At 48.7% G+C, this 19,444-nt stretch carries 25 protein-coding genes; 14 read left to right on the top strand and 11 right to left on the bottom strand.

Annotated elements, in window-relative coordinates:
* The 7 genes from ICV32_RS05120 to mnmH are packed head-to-tail and all read left to right on the top strand — an operon-like array spanning nt 1 to nt 3,532.
* Nucleotides 1-432, top strand: a complete 432-nt coding sequence (locus tag ICV32_RS05120) for a YeeE/YedE family protein (RefSeq protein WP_215368392.1) — start codon at nt 1-3, stop codon at nt 430-432.
* 4 nt (nt 433-436) lie between these two features.
* Nucleotides 437-874 (top strand): YeeE/YedE family protein, encoded by a 438-nt coding sequence (locus ICV32_RS05115; protein WP_215368389.1) that lies wholly within the window; start codon nt 437-439, stop codon nt 872-874.
* Between the two features lie 30 nt (nt 875-904).
* Nucleotides 905-1,249, top strand: coding sequence for a TIGR01244 family sulfur transferase (locus tag ICV32_RS05110; protein ID WP_215368387.1), 345 nt, complete (start codon nt 905-907; stop codon nt 1,247-1,249).
* 8 nt (nt 1,250-1,257) lie between these two features.
* A complete protein-coding gene (locus tag ICV32_RS05105; RefSeq protein WP_215368378.1) occupies nt 1,258-1,563 on the top strand; it encodes a 4a-hydroxytetrahydrobiopterin dehydratase in 306 nt (101 codons plus the stop codon).
* A 5-nt stretch (nt 1,564-1,568) separates the two neighbouring features.
* The gene (locus ICV32_RS05100) at nt 1,569-2,006 is read left to right on the top strand and encodes a DUF2244 domain-containing protein (protein ID WP_215368375.1); all 438 of its coding nucleotides are present in this window, start codon (nt 1,569-1,571) and stop codon (nt 2,004-2,006) included.
* 48 nt (nt 2,007-2,054) lie between these two features.
* Nucleotides 2,055-2,480 carry a thioesterase family protein gene (locus ICV32_RS05095; protein ID WP_215368372.1) on the top strand — a complete coding sequence of 142 codons (426 nt, stop codon included), beginning with the start codon at nt 2,055-2,057 and terminating at the stop codon, nt 2,478-2,480.
* Nucleotides 2,477-3,532: a tRNA 2-selenouridine(34) synthase MnmH gene (gene mnmH / locus ICV32_RS05090; protein WP_215368370.1), complete on the top strand. Its 1,056-nt coding sequence runs from the start codon at nt 2,477-2,479 to the stop codon at nt 3,530-3,532. The genes ICV32_RS05095 and mnmH overlap by 4 nt, the downstream gene beginning before the upstream one ends.
* Here the strand turns inward: mnmH and ICV32_RS05085 are convergent.
* A complete protein-coding gene (locus tag ICV32_RS05085) occupies nt 3,525-4,703 on the bottom strand; it encodes an acyl-CoA dehydrogenase (protein ID WP_215368367.1) in 1,179 nt (392 codons plus the stop codon). The genes mnmH and ICV32_RS05085 overlap by 8 nt on opposite strands.
* 95 nt (nt 4,704-4,798) lie before the next feature.
* Between ICV32_RS05085 and ICV32_RS05080 the strand changes: the two genes are divergently transcribed.
* The 5 genes from ICV32_RS05080 to ICV32_RS05060 all read left to right on the top strand — a co-directional run bounded on the left by ICV32_RS05080 (nt 4,799) and on the right by ICV32_RS05060 (nt 10,399).
* Nucleotides 4,799-5,506 carry a queuosine precursor transporter gene (locus ICV32_RS05080; protein ID WP_215368365.1) on the top strand — a complete coding sequence of 236 codons (708 nt, stop codon included), beginning with the start codon at nt 4,799-4,801 and terminating at the stop codon, nt 5,504-5,506.
* Nucleotides 5,503-6,471 (top strand): protein-methionine-sulfoxide reductase catalytic subunit MsrP, encoded by a 969-nt coding sequence (msrP, locus tag ICV32_RS05075; protein WP_215368357.1) that lies wholly within the window; start codon nt 5,503-5,505, stop codon nt 6,469-6,471. The genes ICV32_RS05080 and msrP overlap by 4 nt, the downstream gene beginning before the upstream one ends.
* A 3-nt stretch (nt 6,472-6,474) precedes the next feature.
* Nucleotides 6,475-7,083 (top strand): sulfite oxidase heme-binding subunit YedZ, encoded by a 609-nt coding sequence (locus ICV32_RS05070; protein ID WP_251371806.1) that lies wholly within the window; start codon nt 6,475-6,477, stop codon nt 7,081-7,083.
* Nucleotides 7,080-8,720: a gamma-glutamyltransferase family protein gene (locus tag ICV32_RS05065; RefSeq protein WP_215368355.1), complete on the top strand. Its 1,641-nt coding sequence runs from the start codon at nt 7,080-7,082 to the stop codon at nt 8,718-8,720. The genes ICV32_RS05070 and ICV32_RS05065 overlap by 4 nt, the downstream gene beginning before the upstream one ends.
* A 71-nt stretch (nt 8,721-8,791) precedes the next feature.
* The gene (locus tag ICV32_RS05060) at nt 8,792-10,399 is read left to right on the top strand and encodes an ABC-F family ATPase (RefSeq protein WP_215372424.1); all 1,608 of its coding nucleotides are present in this window, start codon (nt 8,792-8,794) and stop codon (nt 10,397-10,399) included.
* On the opposite strand, the gene ICV32_RS05055 is transcribed toward ICV32_RS05060, so the two are convergent.
* Genes ICV32_RS05055 through ICV32_RS05010 form a run of 10 tightly spaced genes read right to left on the bottom strand, consistent with a single transcriptional unit; the run spans nt 10,396 to nt 17,588 of the window.
* A complete protein-coding gene (locus ICV32_RS05055) occupies nt 10,396-10,629 on the bottom strand; it encodes a DUF1289 domain-containing protein (RefSeq protein ID WP_215372422.1) in 234 nt (77 codons plus the stop codon). The two genes, ICV32_RS05060 and ICV32_RS05055, sit on opposite strands and share 4 nt — an antisense overlap.
* 3 nt (nt 10,630-10,632) lie before the next feature.
* Nucleotides 10,633-11,826 (bottom strand): GNAT family N-acetyltransferase, encoded by a 1,194-nt coding sequence (locus ICV32_RS05050; protein ID WP_215372421.1) that lies wholly within the window; start codon nt 11,824-11,826, stop codon nt 10,633-10,635.
* Between the two features lie 23 nt (nt 11,827-11,849).
* Nucleotides 11,850-12,233 (bottom strand): lactoylglutathione lyase, encoded by a 384-nt coding sequence (gene gloA, locus ICV32_RS05045; RefSeq protein WP_215372419.1) that lies wholly within the window; start codon nt 12,231-12,233, stop codon nt 11,850-11,852.
* A 1-nt stretch (nt 12,234) separates the two neighbouring features.
* Nucleotides 12,235-13,017, bottom strand: a complete 783-nt coding sequence (locus tag ICV32_RS05040; RefSeq protein ID WP_371817072.1) for a peptidylprolyl isomerase — start codon at nt 13,015-13,017, stop codon at nt 12,235-12,237.
* A gap of 39 nt (nt 13,018-13,056) precedes the next feature.
* Entirely contained in the window at nt 13,057-13,335 is a 279-nt protein-coding gene (locus ICV32_RS05035; protein WP_215372415.1) for a BolA family transcriptional regulator, read from the bottom strand.
* Nucleotides 13,332-13,883 carry a septation protein A gene (locus ICV32_RS05030; RefSeq protein WP_215372413.1) on the bottom strand — a complete coding sequence of 184 codons (552 nt, stop codon included), beginning with the start codon at nt 13,881-13,883 and terminating at the stop codon, nt 13,332-13,334. Before ICV32_RS05030 ends, ICV32_RS05035 begins: the two co-directional genes overlap by 4 nt.
* Entirely contained in the window at nt 13,880-14,290 is a 411-nt protein-coding gene (gene msrB, locus ICV32_RS05025) for a peptide-methionine (R)-S-oxide reductase MsrB (RefSeq protein WP_215372411.1), read from the bottom strand. Before msrB ends, ICV32_RS05030 begins: the two co-directional genes overlap by 4 nt.
* Nucleotides 14,291-14,311: 21 nt before the next feature.
* On the bottom strand, nt 14,312-15,778 hold the full coding sequence (locus ICV32_RS05020) for a YdiU family protein (protein WP_215372409.1): 1,467 nt from the start codon (nt 15,776-15,778) through the stop codon (nt 14,312-14,314).
* 2 nt (nt 15,779-15,780) lie between these two features.
* Entirely contained in the window at nt 15,781-16,638 is an 858-nt protein-coding gene (locus ICV32_RS05015; RefSeq protein ID WP_215372407.1) for an NRDE family protein, read from the bottom strand.
* 17 nt (nt 16,639-16,655) lie between these two features.
* Nucleotides 16,656-17,588, bottom strand: coding sequence for a folate-binding protein YgfZ (locus ICV32_RS05010; protein WP_215372406.1), 933 nt, complete (start codon nt 17,586-17,588; stop codon nt 16,656-16,658).
* A gap of 99 nt (nt 17,589-17,687) precedes the next feature.
* On the opposite strand from ICV32_RS05010, the gene mltG reads away from it, so the two are divergent.
* Nucleotides 17,688-18,755: an endolytic transglycosylase MltG gene (mltG, locus tag ICV32_RS05005; RefSeq protein ID WP_215372404.1), complete on the top strand. Its 1,068-nt coding sequence runs from the start codon at nt 17,688-17,690 to the stop codon at nt 18,753-18,755.
* Between the two features lie 4 nt (nt 18,756-18,759).
* Nucleotides 18,760-19,395: a dTMP kinase gene (tmk, locus tag ICV32_RS05000; RefSeq protein ID WP_215372402.1), complete on the top strand. Its 636-nt coding sequence runs from the start codon at nt 18,760-18,762 to the stop codon at nt 19,393-19,395.
* Nucleotides 19,396-19,444: the final 49 nt, after the last annotated feature.

Here is a 19,444-nt window from a genome sequence, read left to right as displayed (position 1 = left end):
ATGACGATTGACTGGACATCCTTTACCCCAGGGCCTGCATTAGCAGGCGGCATTATTTTAGGAATCGCAGCCGCACTGTATGTGTTGATCAACGGTCGCATTCTCGGAATCAGTGGCATTTTGGGCGGCCTGATTGGACCCAAGAGGACCGATTGGTTGTGGCGCGCCAGTTTCGTGTTGGGATTGCTAACCGCCCCTTTGTGGGGAAGGTATGTGTTTCAGATGAACACGACTGCAGTCATTGATGCGGATTACCTCACACTCATTATTGCCGGTTTATTGGTAGGCTTTGGGGCTCGCTACGGATCGGGTTGCACCAGTGGCCATGGCATATGTGGCTTATCGCGCCTATCACCACGCTCCTTGCTTGCGACCCTCACATTTATGGGTTGTGGTTTCTTGGTGGTGTTTCTCATTCGGCATTGGATCTAAGTCGATGAGTCAGAATCAATCCTTTTTCTCAAACGGTAGCGAGTATCTAATTGGCGTATTGTTTGGCCTTGGTTTAATGATCTCAGGGATGACCAATCCCGCCAAAATTTTGGCCTTCCTCGACCTTGCCGGTAATTGGGACCCGTCACTTATTTTTGTCATGGGCGGTGCAGTACTGATTGGTTTAGTTGCTTTCTACTTGGCCAAGAAACGTACTCAAAGTTTTTTGGGTGGTGCCATGCATATCCCAACGCGGCGTGATATTGACCGTCCTCTGGTTGTGGGTAGTGCAATGTTTGGAGTGGGTTGGGGACTTGCTGGTTTCTGTCCAGGACCCGCGCTGGTTTCTCTCGGCTCTGGTGAAATGAAGGCGCTGATTTTTGTCATCGCCATGGTTGCCGGGATGTGGTTGTTTGAGCAAACCCAGAAAAAGTCTGTTTAAATTCAAGATACGTTATTTTGTAAGGATCGTATGAGCATTCACATTTCGTGCCATAACCCCAATTTTGGAACCGCTGGTCAAATTGAACCCAGCGATGTTGATCAAATTGCAAAGCAGGGCTACAAGAGCATTATTAACAATCGTCCAGATGGTGAAGAGGGTCCTGAGCAACCCAGCAATGCGTCGATTGCTGCCGTGGCTAAAGAGTATGGTCTGGAATATGCTTACTTACCGGTTGTGAGTGGGGCGATTACTCCTGAGCAAGTAGTTGAGATGGCAAAACTCCTCAAATCAATGCCGCAACCCATCTTAGCCTTTTGCCGCTCGGGGGCTCGCTCAACCTTCTTGTATCAACTCGCTTTACAAAACTCCTAAGTATAGAAATGGCGAGCTTACTCAGTCCTAACGAGCGCTCGGTCTTAGCTGTTGATTTAGCGCAATGGTCGATGGTTACCAATCGGGATGCCATTACCCGTTCGTATCAGTTTAAGGATTTTAAGGAAGCCTTTGCGTTCATGACTCAATGCGCACTCATGGCTGAGCAAATGAATCATCATCCCGAGTGGTTTAATGTTTGGAATCGGGTTGAGGTCACGCTCTCGACCCATGATGCTGGCGGACTCACAAAGCTCGATCTGGATTTGGCCCGATCCATGGATCGATACGCTAACACTCTCTTAGCAAAATAATCGTCATGCGTACGTGGCACACGAAACGAAATTGTTCGTTTACGCCACGTCAGGTTGGTTATTTCTATTTATCGATGTTTCTGTTTTCATCGTTTATAGCAACCTACTTCTTGCTCCATGGCGTTTGGATGATTTTGATCTTCACAGTGATTGAATTAACTGTCCTAGGTATTGCTCTCATTATCTATGCTCGCCATGCACTCGATTATGAATCGATTGCCATCGATGGCACCGCACTGCAGATTGAAAAGAATATCGGTGGCAAGATCGAACGTCATGTCTTTAACACGCGGTGGTTGACACTCACACAAGAAGAGAGTGGCAAGCGCTTAATTCGGGTGGAGGAGAGTGATCGGGAACTGCCGATCGGGATCTTCGTGCCGCAGGATGCCAGGCCTCAGTTCTACAGTGATCTGCGAGCTCAAATACGGATGGAATCGTAAGCGAAGAGTAAACTAGCGCCTTGATTCGTCATTTAGAACTCCCTAATCATGCGCATTGAAATTCCTGCTGATAAGACATTTGTTCATGAAACCATCATCCCCTTACGTTGGGGTGATATGGATGCATTTGGTCACGTCAACAACACGCTTTACTTTCGGTATATGGAGCAAGGCCGTATTCATTGGATCGAATCCTTTGGATTTGGTGCCCATCATGATGAGGGCGGCGCTTTAATTGCAAACGCGTTTTGTAATTTCTATACCCAAGTGAGCTATCCAGCCGATATTCTGGTGCGCACCTATATTGGTAAAGTGGGGCGAACCAGTGTGGATACGTATAACCTCATGTCCCTTGCTAGCAATCCCGAGGAGCTGTGTGCAGCTGGTGGCGCCACCTTGGTGTGGGTCAACCTCAAGACCAATCGTCCTGCGCCATGGCCAGAACCCATTAAGCAAAATTTAGGACTGCGTTGAGTTCAGCATTGCTCTCGCCCGAGCTATTGGGTCAGGTTTTAGATCGGTTTAACTGCATCATCGATGCCCGCTCGCCTGCTGAATACGCACTTGATCATATTCCAGGGGCTATCAATTGCCCTGTTTTGAACAACGAGGAACGTGCCACGGTTGGCACGCTCTACAAGCAAGAATCTCCTTTTGCAGCGAAGAAATTAGGCGCGGCGCTGGTTGCAAAAAATATTGCCAACCATTTGCAAGAACACTTTATTCACCAGTCGCGGGAATGGCGGCCCTTGGTTTATTGTTGGCGAGGCGGTGAGCGCAGCGGTGCCTTCGCCCACATTCTGCAACGTATCGGTTGGAAGGCCCAGCAGCTGCAAGGCGGGTATCAAGGATATCGGCGTCAAGTGATTGCTGATCTGGAGCGATGGGCGCCTTTAGCAAAGTTCACCGTCATTTGTGGCATGACAGGCAGTGGTAAGACTCGATTATTACAAGCATTGCATGGACAAACTCAGGTGCTGGATCTTGAAGACCTCGCGGCGCATCGCGGTTCAGTCCTTGGAGGCTTGCCTAATCAGGCACAACCCAGTCAAAAAATGTTTGAGAGTCGCTTATGGAATGCGTTGCGGCTATTCAAGTTTGACCAAACCATTTATGTGGAATCCGAGAGTAAAAAGGTGGGTTGTCTGCATATACCCGATGCGCTGATGGATCAAATTCGGCAGGGGGATTGCGTTGAAATCAAGGCCGATCGCTCAGTCCGGGTCGATGTATTGATGCAAGAGTACGTGCATCTTTTAAGTAATCACGATGAACTACAGCATTTGCTAGGTCTATTGACGCAACGCTACGGCAAGGAACAAATTACAAAATGGCAGCAACTAGCTACAGAGGGGCGCTATCCAGTATTGGTTGAAGAATTACTAATCAAGCATTACGACCCAGCGTATCAAGATTCGATTGCTCGCAACTTTGGCCAATACCAAAATGCTAGGTCACTGACAGTACCAAGCGCAGAGCAAACGAGTTATCTTGACTTAGCGCTGCAACTTCTGCAATCTAACTAAACGCTTGGATACCGGTTTGGGCTCGGCCCAAAATGAGAGCATGAATATCGTGCGTGCCCTCGTAGGTGTTGACGACCTCCAGATTGAGCATGTGACGGATCACGCCATACTCATCCGAGATGCCATTGCCACCCAACATATCGCGTGCCATCCGAGCAATATCAAGCGATTTACCACAAGAGTTGCGCTTCATGATGGAGGTAATCTCTGGAGCGGCGGTTCCCTCATCCTTCATCCGCCCCAATCGCAGAACGCCTTGCAGTGCCAAGGTGATCTCGGTTTGCATATCGGCTAATTTTTTCTGAACGAGCTGATTAGCTGCGAGGGGTCTACCAAACTGTTTACGATCCAAGGTGTATTGGCGCGCTGCATGCCAACAAAACTCGGCAGCACCGAGAGCGCCCCAAGAAATGCCATAACGCGCTGAGTTCAGGCAGGTAAAGGGACCTTTAAGACCCGTAATTTCTGGGAACTCATTTTCGGCGGGTACGAACACTTCATCCATCACGATCTCTCCCGTGATTGAGGCACGCAAACCTTGCTTACCTGTAATCTTTGGAGCACTTAAACCCTTCATGCCTTTTTCAAGGATGAACCCCCGAATCTGATCCTCATCGTTCTTGGCCCAGACCACAAACACATCCGCAATGGGGGAGTTGGAGATCCACATCTTGGAGCCTGTGAGCGAGAATCCGCCAGGTACTTTCTTGGCGCGCGTGATCATGCCACCCGCATCGGAACCGTAATTGGGCTCTGTGAGACCAAAGCATCCGATCCACTCACCAGTGGCTAGTTTGGGTAGGTACTTTTGCTTTTGGGCCTCGCTACCAAATTCATAGATTGGCACCATGACCAGTGAGGACTGCACACTCATCATGGAGCGGTACCCAGAATCAACCCGTTCAATTTCTCGGGCGATTAGGCCATAAGACACATAATTAAGACTAGCGCCACCGTATTCCTCTGGAATCGTAATACCGAGAAGACCTAGTTCACCCATTTCTCGAAAGATGGATGGGTCGGTTGATTCCGAGCGAAAGGCTTCATGCACCCGCGGAGCCAGCTTCCCTTGGGCGTATTCACGGGCCGCATCGGCAACCATGCGCTCCTCGGTGGTTAATTGGTCTTGCAGGAGGAGGGGGTCTTCCCAATGAAACTGCGGCTTACTCATTTTTTACCTATTCTGTGAATTCATATCAATACCGCTATTCTATGAAATATTTCATCTTTTAACTGCCTCATTGAACCTATAAGGCCCTCGTTCCCATGCGTCGTCAGTATCGCTATTACGACCTCATCTTAGGCGCTTTTGTTGCCGTGTTGCTGTGCTCGAATTTTATTGGGGCTGGGAAGGCTGCCACGGTTGAGCTTCCATATTTTGGTTATGTCATCTTTGGCGCTGGAATCTTATTTTTCCCGATCTCCTACTTTTTCAGCGATATTCTCACTGAGGTTTATGGCTACGCCTATGATCGCCGCGCAGTATGGGCTGGATTTACTGCCTTAGGCTTTGCTGCCATCATGGCGCTGATCGTTATCGCATTACCAGTGGCGCCAGGATCGTATATGGCAAATTATCAACACGGCCTAGAAACGGTCTTTGGCAACTCCTGGCGAATCGCCTTGGCTTCCATGCTCGCATTTTGGTGTGGCAGCCTTACCAATAGTTTCGTGCTTGCCAAAATGAAGATTTGGACCCAGGGGAAATATTTATGGACCCGCACGATTGGCTCAACCGCGGTGGGTGAGTTGGTGGATTCTTCATTATTCTATTTCTTGGCCTTTTATGCCATTTGGCCTACCACCGAGATTATTCAGGTTGCGATTGCTCAATACATCCTCAAAACCTCTTGGGAGATTTTGGCAACCCCACTGACTTATGCGGTAGTGGGATACTTAAAGCGCAAAGAGAATGAAGATTATTACGACACCAACACGAATTTCACACCATTTCAGTTAAAGGTAGATCGATGACATTTAAAGACCCCACGATTCATCCAAGTCAAATTACCCCACGTGCGATTGCAGAGGATCGCCGCCAGTGGTTAAAAAATCTTGCCTTGGGAGGTGCTGCACTGGGAATGGGATCGTGGCTTGAGCGCGAGGCCTTTGCAAAACCAGTAGCCCCCCGTGAGAAATTACCCGCAAAGCTAAACGAGCCATATTCAACGCGTGAGACCCAAACTTCGTATGAGGATGCAACGAGCTATAACAATTTCTATGAGTTTGGGATGGATAAGGAGGATCCAGCAAAGTTTGCTGATCGTTTGCAAACCAGACCTTGGACGGTATCGATTGAAGGGATGGTGAAGAAACCCGTTACCCTTGATATTGACGCTTTACTGAAATTGGCACCCATGGAAGAGCGCGTTTATCGACTCCGTTGTGTCGAGGGCTGGTCGATGGTGATTCCATGGAATGGCTACGCCTTATCAAACCTTCTCAATCGAGTCGAGCCACTCGGATCGGCCAAGTATGTGGAGTTCATCAGCCTTGCTGACCCAAAACAAATGCCTGGATTAAAGCGACCTGTGCTTGATTGGCCCTATCGCGAGGGTCTGCGGATGGACGAGGCCATGAACCCATTAACTCTCCTTACGTTTGGGATGTATGGGGAACTATTGCCCAAGCAAAATGGTGCGCCCATTCGTTTGATCGTGCCCTGGAAGTATGGCTTTAAGAGCTCCAAATCCTTAGTGACCATTCGTTTGATCGAGAAACAACCACTTACTAGTTGGAGCGCATCCGTACCACGTGAGTATGGTTTCTATTCAAACGTTAATCCAGCCGTGAGTCATCCCCGTTGGAGTCAAGCTACGGAGCGTCGTATTGACGGTCGCGGTATCTTTGCGCCGAAGATTAAAACCGAGCCCTTTAATGGTTATGGTGAGTATGTTGCCAAACTGTATGCAGGGATGGATTTGCGTAAGTTTTACTAAACCATGGTGGCAATCGCGCAGATCAAGCGCTGGGTCTTTGTTGTAGCGCTGATTCCGCTTGTGCGTTTATTCGTTCTGGCCTATGCCGGACAGTTTGGGGTTAATCCCGTCGAGTTTATTACCCGCTCAACGGGGACTTGGACCATTACCTTTTTGTGTATCACCCTAGCGATGAGTCCAATGCATTGGTTAACTGCGTGGTCGGGGTGGATCCAAATGCGACGGATGCTCGGGCTATTTACATTCTTTTATGCATTCCTGCACTTCACCATTTGGTATTGGCTAGACCATTACCTTAACCTCCAAGAGATGTTTGCTGATGTGATCGAGCGCCCATTCATTACGGTGGGCTTCATTGCTTTTGTGTGTATGAGTTTATTGGCAATTACCTCAAATCGAGCATCCATGCACTGGTTGGGGCGCCGTTGGAGTCAATTGCATCGCCTGATTTATTTAATTGCGATTCTTGCAGTGCTGCATTACCTTTGGCATAAGGCTGGTAAAAACGATTTCCAGACCGTTTACATCTATGCTGGGATAATCTTGGTATTGTTAGTAGTGCGGATTCCCGTTATCCGTGAACAACTTCGAAGAATAAAGACACGATCATGAGCTCATCGTTTAATTGGTACAACCCATATCCCACGGTAAGAATGCCTGTTTTTGGTCGTAATATTTGTTCGACCTCGCACCCTTATGCTGCCCAAGCAGGTTTGAAGATGATGCAGCAAGGTGGGAATGCAATTGATGCTGCGATAGCTGCAGCAGCTGCGTTGATGATTGTTGAACCTGTATCGAATGGCTTGGGTAGTGATTGTTTTGCCATCGTTTGGGACGGGCATGAACTGCATGGATTAAATGCCTCAGGGGTCTCGCCGGCCGATTGGAGTCTTGACTACTTTGCCATCAAGTATGGTCGTGACGCACAGGGTTTTGTGAATCGCCCCATGCGAGGTTGGGATAGCATCACTGTGCCAGGCGCCATTGCGGGCTGGGATACGCTTCATCAGCGCTTTGGATCCTTGCCCCTGGCTGATCTCTTGCAGCCTGCCATTGAGATCGCGGAGCGTGGGCACGCGGTCGCACCAATCGTGGCCCATAAGTGGGCTGCTGCTGTGAATGAGCTCAGCCCACAACCTGGGTTTGCTAAGGCATTCATGCCCCATGGCCGAGCACCACACACGGGTGAGATGTTTTATTTCCAAGCGGCTGCAAATGCATTAAAGCAAATTGCTCAGAAGGGCATCCGCGATTTTTATGAGGGCGAGATTGCCAGTTCGATTATTCGGTTTGCGCAGGAGCACCAAGCGGCATTAAAGGCGAGCGATTTAGCCAACTATCGACCCGATTGGGTTGGCACAATTTCAACCAGGGTACAAGGCTATGACGTACACGAGATCCCACCAAACGGACAGGGGATCGGTGCCCTAATGGCGATGGGAATCTTAGAGAATCTTAATTTGGGGCAGTATCCAGTCGATGGTGTTGAGAGTCAGCATGTGCAAATCGAGGCCATGAAATTAGCCTTTGCAGATATTTACCGCTATGTGGCGGATCCACGCTCGATGGAGGTCAGCCCCGAACAAATGCTCAATCCAAAATACCTTGCCAAGCGAGCAGAGCAAATTGACCTTTGGCATGCCACCCAATTTAAGTTTGGGCTACCCAATACGGGAGGTACTATTTATTTGAGTGCTGCCGATGAAGAAGGGCGCATGATCTCATTTATTCAGAGTAATTACATGGGTTTTGGCTCAGGAGTCGTGGAACCGAATTGGGGAATTAGTTTTCAGAACCGTGGGTATGGGTTTTCATCCGATCCTCAATCGCCCAATGTAGTAGCAGGCAATAAGCGACCCTTTCACACGATCATTCCCGCGTTCTTGACCAAAGAGGTAAATGGTAAAACCGTTCCGCAAATGAGTTTTGGGGTGATGGGTGGCGATATGCAACCGCAAGGGCACTTACAAACCCTCTTGCGGATGTTGGTCTATCAACAACAACCGCAAACGGCTTGCGATGCACCCCGCTGGAAGGTCAATCGGGACTTTAGTCTTGATGTGGAGGCCAATATGGATCCTCAGACGGTTAAGGGTCTCATCGAGCGAGGGCATGTTCTCAAAAAGGTGGATGATCCCTATATGGATTTTGGCTCTGGTCAGTTCATTTGGCGCTTATCGGATAGGATCAGCGATGGCTATGTTGCAGCGAGCGATAGTCGTCGAGATGGGCTTGCGGCAGCCTATTAACCATCGTTCGGTTGGAAGACCGTTAAAATGATGAGCTTTGCCAGCACTGCACCCTTATTGAGAAAGTTTCTGTGTTAAACGCGTCTAATATCACCATGCAATTTGGGGCGAAGCCCTTGTTTGAAAACATTTCCGTCAAATTTGGTGGCGGTAATCGTTATGGCTTAATCGGTGCCAATGGTTGTGGCAAATCCACCTTCATGAAAATCCTTGGCGGGGAACTAGAGCCATCGGCTGGCAACGTCAGCCTTGAACCGAATATTCGTCTTGGTAAGTTACGCCAAGATCAGTTTGCCTATGAAGACATTCGAGTGCTCGATGTGGTGATGATGGGTCATGCTGAAATGTGGCAAGCGGCGGCAGAGCGTGATGCCATTTATGCCAATCCCGATGCGACCGATGAAGACTACATGCGCGCCGCTGAGCTTGAAGCCAAGTACGCTGAGTTTGGCGGCTACACTGCTGAAGCACGCGCTGGCGAGCTATTGCTTGGTATTGGCATTCCGCTGGAACAACACAACGGTCCCATGAGTAATATTGCGCCAGGCTGGAAATTGCGCGTTTTACTTGCCCAAGCCTTATTTTCGGATCCCGATGTCTTACTGCTTGATGAGCCGACGAACAACTTAGATATTCATTCGATTCATTGGCTCGAAGAAATCCTGAATCAACGTAATAGCACCATGATCATCATTTCGCACGATCGACACTTCTTAAATGAGGTATGCACGCATATGGCGGATATGGATTACGGTACGTTGAAGGTCTACCCCGGAAACTACGACTCTTACATGCTGGCATCGACCCAGGCGCGTGCCCAGCAAATGGCAGCCAATGCGAAGGCCAAAGAGAAGATGGCTGAACTGCAGGCGTTCGTGAGTCGCTTCTCGGCCAATGCATCCAAGGCCAGACAGGCTACTTCCCGTCAACGCCAACTTGAGAAGATCGAGCTCATCGATATTAAACCGTCATCCCGTCAAAACCCATTTATTCGGTTTGAGACCGAGAAGAAATTGCACAACATGGCAGTGGAGTGCAATGCCCTTACTAAAAAATTTGATCGAGTAATTTTCAAGAACTTCAAGATTGCGATTCGTCCTGGTGAGAAGATCGCCATTATTGGTCAGAATGGTGCGGGTAAGACTACCTTACTGAAAACCATGTTAAGTAAACGCTTTGATGGCATAGCTGCCGATACCGGGGATGTGAAGTGGGCTGAAAATGCCAATGTGGGTGTCATGCCGCAAGATACCAGCGAATGCTTTCCTAATGATGAGAACCTCATTGAGTGGATGACGCAATGGCGTAAACCGGGCGATGACGATCAAGTTGTGCGAGGCATCCTAGGACGTCTTTTGTTCTCAGGCGATGAGATTGGTAAATCAGTGAAAGTGGTATCGGGTGGCGAGAAGGGGCGCATGATCTGGGGAAAGTTAATGCTCCAAAAGCACAACGTGCTTGCAATGGACGAGCCGACCAACCATATGGATATGGAATCGATTGAGAGCTTACAAATCGCCCTTGAGAAATTTGATGGCACTCTGATTTTTGTCTCCCATGACCGCGAATTTGTCTCGGCACTAGCGAACCGTATTCTGGAGATCAAGCCTGATGGCACGATCAATGATTATTCAGGAACGTATGAGGAGTACCTGCGTAGCCAGGAGTTGGCGGGTTAAGATTTTTGCTCGCGGGTAAAGCGCATCGCTGTGCCCTCTGCCTGAATCCGAACCCAGACAGATTGCTTCTCCTCAGGGCTCATAAAGACCCAGTTGCTGACTTCTAGGGCAGTGCGACCACAGCCTTTACAGATTTCATCAAAGAGGGTCGAGCAGATCCCAATACACGGGGAGTCAGAATCGCTATCTCCGATTCCTAAAGAATTAGCACCGTTATTGATTGAGTTCATGCCTTACTTTAATGCATCGAGTTCAATTCTGCCGAGGCTGCTTGAATCAGAGTCCTGGCGCAAGGGGCTATGTTCAGCCAGCTCATCGAGGTATTGACCAATGCCTTGACGTTCGCGCTCCAGAAATCGTGCCACCGCAGCAGCAAAACGTGGATCACTCAGATGGTGATATGACGAGACCGTGGTCGGCATAAATCCTCGTGCCATTTTGTGCTCGCCTTGCGCACCGCCTTCCAGAGTTTGAATTCCTTCGCGGATGCAATAGTCAATTGCTTGATAGAAGGCGGTCTCAAAATGAAGGCAGGGGTGTTGCTCGACGCATCCCCAATACCGACCATAGGCTTTGCTCTGATTACGATCAATTACCAACAAGGCGCAGGCGATCGCTTGCCCTTCACGCTTTGCAACAATCAAATGGAGATGATTGGGCATCTGCTGCGCCCACTCCTGAAAAAAAAGTTGATTCAGGTAGGGGCTGGAGTAGTGGTTCTGGTAGGTATTGCGATAGCAGCGATAGAAAAACAGCACATCCTCTTCAGTAAGCAATTCTCCAGGAAGGTGTTCAAAGGTAATGCCTGCCCCTTGAACCTGTTTACGTTCGCGCTTAATGTTCTTGCGGCGTTTCATGGTGAGGGTGGATAAAAAGGCTTCAAAATCAGAGTAGCCCTGGTTATGCCAATGAAACTGTACGGACTCACGCTTTAAAAATCCCGCATTACCAAGTAGATTTGCCTCCTCCTCAACCGGAAAAAGAATATGAGCGGACGATAGGCTTAGCTCGCCAACCAATTGTTTTAAACCAGTGATTAGGGCCTCTTGATGCTCGGGTGATCGGGCCAACAAACGCGAAGAGGTAACTGGAGTAAATGGGATAGCACCGAGTGCTTTTGGAAAGTAGGGCAGCCCTGCTTGGGTATAGGCTTCTGCCCATGACCAATCAAAGACATACTCTCCGTAAGAGTGCGTTTTAAGGTAGAGCGGCAGTGCGCCAAGAAGCGTATGGCCATCGGCGTCATAAAGCGCCAGATGCGATGACTTCCAACCTGTCTCTGCGCTCACGCAACCGGTTTTCTCCAAAAGACTCAGAAATGCGTGCTGCATGAAGGGGCCGGCAGAGGGCGGAAGGATTGAGGTCCATGCGGCCTGTGGGACATCCGAAATTTGATTTAGAACCCGAACCTCATACTTAGCTTGCATACGAATCAGCCAAGTCTTTCAAATCAGCGCTGAATCAGCTCGATCTTGTATCCATCGGGGTCGGTGATGAAGGCAATCAAGGTCTTGCCTCCTTGAACGGGGCCGGCAGGACGCGTGATATTACCCCCGGCAGCAGCAATATCCTCACATGCCTTGTAGACATCGGGCACGGCAATCGCAATGTGTCCATACGCGGTACCATGATCATAGGCAGACACCCCATAGTTGTATGTGAGCTCAATCTCTGCCTGCCCATCCGCATTACCATTCCCAAATCCTACAAAAGCGAGCGAGTATTTCTGCTCCTCGCGATTGGTCGTGCGCAATAGGTTCATCCCTAATACTCGGGTATAAAAATCGACTGATCGGGCAATATCACCCACGCGGAGCATGGTGTGTAAAATCATATTACTCAATGCGCGCTTTCTCACGAATCTTCTTCATCATTTCAGAGAACTTAGCCTTTTGCCAAGCTTGATCTTGCATCAACATGGATTTCAATTGCTCTTTGATTTCTGCCATGGACGGAATCTTAACGTCACGCACATCTTCGAGCTGAATAATGTGCCAGCCAAATTGAGTCTTGACCGGCTTATCGGTCATTTGACCTTTTTTCAACGTCGTCATAACCTTAGAAAACTCTGGGACTAGCGCTTTATCGCTCACCCAGCCAAGCTCTCCGCCGTCAGGAGCAGAGCCTGGGTCTTTCGAGTTGGCTTTAGCCAGATCCTCAAATTTTGCTCCGGCCTTAATCTTTGCGATCAGGGCTTTGGCATCGGCTTCTTTCTCAACCAGGATATGACGGACTTTGTACTCTTTGCCGCCAAATTGACTCTTGATGGAGTCATAGGCTGATTTGTAATCTTCCTCCGTAATCCCGCCTTTATCAATATAGTCTTCAAAGAGTGCGCCCACCAAAACACCTAAGCGTGCTTGCTCAATTTGATCTTTCACATCATCTTTTTGGCTTACCCCACGCTTATCCGCCTCTTGAAGGATGAGTTCACGCGTGATGAGCAATTCACGGCCTTGCTCACGAATTTTTGGATCGGTTGCCGACTGGCCTGAACTTTTAATCAGGCGATCAAGTTGTGCCTTCGGGATAGGCTTGCCATTTACGATCGCTGCATTTTGAGCGGTTACGGAGGCACTCAGTAGGCCGATTGAACAGGCTAGGATTATTTTTTTGATTAGGCACATAGATTAAAGATAAAGAAGCAAAAAGAAGAATTATGACTCATTTGGTGCAAGTGCATGGATGGCGAGGGCGTGGATCTCGTGGGGCATAAACTCTTTTAAGGCGCCGTATACGAGTCGATGGCGTGCAACGGAGTTAAGCCCAGCAAATGCCTGCGCGGTAATCTTGATCCGAAAGTGGCCTGCACCGCCTGCGGCCCCGGCATGCCCGGCATGCAAATGACTCTCGTCTTCGATGAGGAGAGCTAAGGGTTGGAGTTGTTTTTGCAGTGCGGTCTGGAATAAAGCAATGCGCTCTTGATTGGTCATCATGCTTCATCTCCCTCCATATGGCGACTTAACCACAGGCCTTGAGCAATGATGAAGAGAATTAGTAAGCCAATTCCACCAAAGAGCTTGAAGTTGACCCACACATCTTCAGAGAAGGTATAGGCCACATATAAATTGAGAACACCCATGAAGAAAAAGAATGCTGCCCAAGCATGATTAAGTTTTAACCAAATCGAGCGCGGACTATCTGGCTTTAAGGTAACTTGCTTTCCCATGAGGCTCTCAATCCAATTTTTCTTAAAGAACTGAGCACTAAAGAAAAGTACTGCGGCAAATAACCAATAGAGAACCGTAGGTTTCCACTGAATAAAGGTCTTGTCTTTTAACAAAATAGTAAGACCGCCAAATACAACGATTAGGATTAGGCTAGCCCACTGCATCCCCTCAATTTTTTCCCGACGAATATAAAGCCACACAATTTGCGCAATCGTTGCAACGATCGCAACAATGGTTGCCACATAGATATCGGCAAGTTTGAATGCAGCAAAAAATAGGATGACCGGGAATAGATCAAAAAGAAATTTTTTCATGGGGATAACTTAAGGCTGGCATTTTGGCTAGGTTCAAAACGCAATGACGCAGAGTTAATGCAGTACCGAAGTCCCGTGGGCTGGGGGCCGTCTTCAAAAACATGGCCTAGATGGGCATCGCAATTTGCACAGCGTACCTCGGTCCGAATCATACCGTGCGATACATCCCGATGCTCACTGATCACTTGGGGATTGGCAGGAGTGTGATAACTTGGCCAACCACAACCAGCATCAAATTTGGTGGTCGATAAAAATAACGGGGTGCTACAGCAGACGCACTTGTAGAGACCATTTTCCCAATGATCCCAGTAGCGACCCGAAAAGGGTGGTTCAGTTGCCGCTCGGCGCGTTACCCGATACTCAATATCAGAGAGTTCTTGACGGTATTGTTCATCAGTTTTAGTCATGGATTGGATTGTAAAGAAGGATTAAGACGAGCAACTCAGGGCAATAGCCTCAAGCTCCTTAGGGGGCGGTGCTGCATAAGCTTCAAACTCCGATTGCTCTGCGTAAGGATTCTCAAGGATATGCAGGAGCTTTTGGACTTCTGAAAAATCATCCTGCTGGGCGAGTTCGATGGCATGCTGTGCGAGGTAGTTGCGTAGGATAAATTTTGGATTTGTTTTAAGAATAGCGCTCTGGCGAACCAGATCAGAGGAGTGTTCAAGTTTTAATCGATCCAAATAGCTTTGCATCCAAGCATCAAAAGCTTGGCGGTCGATGAAGTGGTCGCGCAATGGATTAGATTGGTCATTAGTCATGGATTGGACTTCGGCAAAAAGACGAAACGTTGTCGTGAAATCTACCCGATTCTGATGCATGAGTTGCAATAAGTTTTCGATGAGGGTGAAGTCATTTGGATGCTCCTCGTGCAGCCCGAGTTTTGCTCGAAAACGTTTTAACCACGCCTGCCGGTATTGAGTCGGAAATTGCTCAAGTGCAGTTTGTAATTTCTGCTGGGCCACTTCGGTTGAATCGGTTTTCTCCAATAAGGGCAACATACCGCCTGCCAAGCACGCCATATTCCAATGCATGATTTGAGGTTGCCGATGATAGGCGTACCTGCCTTGAGAATCGCTGTGATTACAGATGTGATCCATTTGAAAGCGATCCATCATTCCAAATGGGCCGAAGTCAATCGTGATCCCAAGAACGCTAATGTTGTCGCTATTTAAGACGCCATGGCAAAAGCCCACTGCCTGCCAATGCGCAACGAGTTCGGCGCTGCGACGGCTAATTGATTTAAAGAGTTCCAGATACGCATCGTCGCTATCTTTGCACTCCTTATAGTGTTTATCTAAGAGATAGTCCGCCAATTGCGTGAGATGCTCCGTTTGGCGCGCAGCCGCATAATGCTCAAAATGACCAATGCGCAGAAAACTGGGAGCCAAGCGAGTACATACCGCAGCGGTCTCCAAGGTCTCACGCATCACTGGTTTTTTGGATCCCGTAACCGCCAATGCTCGACTAGTTGGTATACCAAGCGCATACATGGCTTCACTACCTAAGAACTCACGGATCGATGAACGCAATACCGCTCGGCCGTCGCCCATGCGCGAGTAGCGAGTAATACCGGAGCCTTTTAATTGAATCTCATAAGGACCAATATCGCCTAATAGAATGGCGCGACCATCGCCAAGTTGACCAGCCCAAATACCAAATTGGTGACCGCTGTATGCTGTTGCGATTGGATTTGAAAAGTGGTGCTCTTCGACTTCGAGCGCGTTCCCACTTAAGACGCTTAACCAGCGTGGATCGGAAGGTAAGCCAGTGTCATTGAGTGGAATGCCCAGTTCTTGCCCAAGCGCAGAGGAGAATCCGACCCAATAGGGCTCTGGTAGGGGTGTAGGTGCAATCGATTGACATGTATCGTCACCCTGGAGGGGAAAGACCATTGCTATACCGAGTAATTAGCCCAGGCTGAGCCAATTAAATTACCGGTAATCACGTCGTGCGCAATCACGCCGTTGGCATCAAACCGCCGCTCAACCATCTCGTAGTTACCATCCTGGCGAACCCGCAAAATAGTACTTGAGCGCGTGCCGTAGTGTTCTGTTCGAATAAAGGCAGCAGAAAGTGCTTTCTCCCATTCCAAGCTAACGCCTGTGCTCGGAAGCTCTCGCTCGGGAGCCTGATGGTCATCGGCTAATATGTGTAGATAGGCATCGGCATTCTTTAAACTTCCACCATCCATCGCTAGGGTTTGAGCAAATGCAGCAATGCGGTGATTTACTTTAGGCCAGGGTGTATCGAGCATGGCGTTCGATAGCCCATAGACACCTGGACTAAGAGGTTGACTTGGGAAGGTTTTACGAGGACGCACTGATTTGCCCATCACCACACGATTGCTTACCCAATGCATTTGGGCATCATTCGGATCACTCAAATCGGCCATCAATAGATTAAAACCGTTGTATTGGTCAAAGCGCTTACTGTGCTTTTCAATAAAGTAGTTGGGTTTATCTGGGCTGGTTAGATATAAAAAGGGGAGTTCACCCCGGGTTCTGGCATCCGGTTTTTTCTCACTCGGAGAGCGCACATTGGTGAGCGCAGAAAATCGGCCATGCTTATTAAGCCCTAACCAAGTACCGGGACTACCAATCACATCGGCATGATCTCGACCTGCTAATACATCTGGGTGCTCAGGCCACCATCCAATACCACTGGTATTGCGTTCATAAAACTCATCCCGATTGGCGGCTACCACCAACGGGTATTTTGGGTGCGATTTCCAGGCAAATAAAATGAGGCACATACCAATACTATGCCTGATTAAATCTCAACGAGGGAATAGGGTAGTTTTCCTAGCTCCAGACTGGGGCCGCTAGCATCACCAAGGTGAAGTTTGCTACTTTGAGCAAGCTCTGATTTGCATTCAATCTGAATATCGATCCAAAGAGGATTATTCAAATTGGGGGTTGAGAGCACCACCATGCCAGCCGGCTGGCCAGGATCTTCCTCATGAAAAATCTCGGTTCCTGGCGGGCAGGACTCGATGGGATTTTGTGCTTTTGCCAAAAAGAGGCGTCGTTTGATTGCGCCTCGATACTGGCTACGAGCAACTACTTCTTGACCTGGGTAGCACCCTTTCTTGAAATCAACCCCGCCTACGGATTCAAGGTTTACCATTTGAGGCACAAATTGATCTTGGGTAGCCGCCACAATTCGAGGGATTCCACTAAGGACCTCAGCCATATTCCACGCACTTGCATTGGCTTGCGCATCAACTGTCATCTGTGAGGCAAACACAATCCGTTTCAACGGATTGCTATCTTCTGGAGTTTGCATTGCCAGGGCGATTGCATCGGCGGGAAGATGGGGAAGTGCCTGCGCTATCGGTTCAAGAGCCCCATAAATCGACCACGCCTCGCTCATGTCGCGTACCGTCACCTTGGAGCGCAAAACAAACATGGTCAAGCGTTTTGCAAAAACTGCCGCAATATCGCGAGAGACAAACAAGGCATATTGCATCTCCGCAGGGGATGAATATAAGCTGATCCACGCAGAAGCAAGTAGACGACCCTTTGCTGTACAGTACCCCGTTAACCGTGCCGCAGAACTCCCTTGGGCTATTGCTCCAGAGGAAGTGGGGCTTAATCCAAGGACTGAATTCGTTAATTGGCCTTGCAAAAAAGAACTTGCATCAGGCCCCTCAACGAGAATCAAGCCCCAGCCTGGTAAGCGGCAAATGGTTGGTGGATTCATGGTGTGGATCGGTTCATGATGGTCGTGTTCTAAGTTAGGCTTTTATCATAGTGCTATGTACAGAAACTTTCTAAGACCTCTAAATCCATATTTCATACCATGGCTCTAAGTAAACGATTTTTGGGCCTCGGGCTTGGCTTGCTCATCGGGATTGTTTGTTTGCATTACCTCGTGTTATTTGCATGGGGAGTGGTGCCAGCCAAATCTGCCCTGGCTAATCAAAGCGATGGTACAAATGCTGCCGCCCGGTACAAGGTATTGCCCAAATCAGGTGTCTCAAAAATTGCAGCTCAGTTGCAGGATCAAGGAATCAGGGCTCCAGGCTGGGCCTTCCAAATTGGTGCTCGATCGCTAGGTGTCGGCACATCACTGAAGCCAGGTACCTATGAATTCCCGGTAAATGCAAGCTTAGGCCAGATCTTGTTGCAAATGGCTCGGGGCGAGCGTGTCCGTGAATCAGTGAAGATCATTCCGGGAATGGCCATTTGGCAAGTACGAGCTGCCATTGATATGCACCCAGCACTCATTCATCAAACGAAATCAGCCAGCGGAGCCCAGCTTGCCACACTCTTAGGCCTTACTCAGACCGATGTGGAAGGGTGGTTATTTCCAGATACTTATGTATTTGATCCTGATGATTTGGATTTAAGTATTTATCAACGGGCTTACGCTGGTATGCAAAAGCAATTAGCAAATGCATGGGATCTTTACCTTCAGGGCCATGCAAATGATCAGGTCCTAAAGAGCCCGTATCAATTACTGATCCTTGCATCGATTGTTGAGAAAGAAACAGGGCAGGCTTCTGAGCGCGGATTAATTTCGGGCGTCTTTCATAATCGGCTTAAGAAAGGGATGATGTTACAAACCGATCCCACCGTCATTTACGGAATTGGACCGCAATTCGATGGCAATATCAAAAAAACGGATTTACGCCGCGATACTCCCTACAATACCTATATGCGCTATGGCTTACCTCCAACCCCAATTGCAATGCCCTCTAAAGAATCGCTCATCGCCGCTGCGCAACCTGCGCCCACGAATGCGCTGTATTTTGTTGCAAAGGGTAATGGCAGCAGCCATTTTTCTGCATCCTTGAAGGAACACGAAGCCGCTGTTGATCGGTACCAGCGTTTACCCACCCAATCGTCGACTAAGACAGCGAAATAACTTCATGCCTACTCATCGTCCTGGGTTTTTTATTAGCTTTGAGGGCATCGATGGTGCCGGGAAGAGCACACACCTTGAGGCCTTTGCAAATCATCTACGACAACGCTATCCGCAGCAAGAGATTGTGCTCACTCGGGAGCCGGGCGGTACCCCGTTGGGAGAAAAACTCAGGCAACTTTTATTGCAAGAGCCCATGCATATTGAGACCGAGGCTTTATTAATGTTTGCTGCAAGGCGCGAACACCTGGCTCAAGTCATCGAGCCTGCCTTGCAATCCGGCAAGATCGTGATTTCTGACCGCTTCACTGACGCCAGCTTTGCCTATCAAGGTGGGGGGAGGGGATTAAGTCTTGAAACCCTTAATACCCTTGAGACTTTGGTGCAGAGAAGGGGGGCAGATTTGATTCAGCCAAACCTTACTCTTTTATTTGACCTACCCGGGCATGTTGCGCAGGAGCGTCGCTCCAAGGCCAGAACCCCGGATAAGTTCGAGCGTCTGGATCTTGATTTTTTTGAGAAGGTTCGTAACGAGTACTTGCGCCGCGCCAAGTCTGATCCCGGGCGTTTTGTGGTGATCGATGCCCAGCAATCACCAGAGCGCATCTGGAAGAACTTATCAGAAATTCAGTTGAATTATTAATCTAAGTTAATGATTTATATAAATTAATTGTTGATAGATTTTATCTAAA

It is taken from the genome of Polynucleobacter sp. MWH-UH24A, assembly GCF_018687475.1.
In the GTDB taxonomy this organism is placed as follows: domain Bacteria; phylum Pseudomonadota; class Gammaproteobacteria; order Burkholderiales; family Burkholderiaceae; genus Polynucleobacter.
The sequence above is the reverse complement of the archived record's forward strand: the minus strand, read 5'-3'. Positions and strand labels throughout refer to the sequence as shown.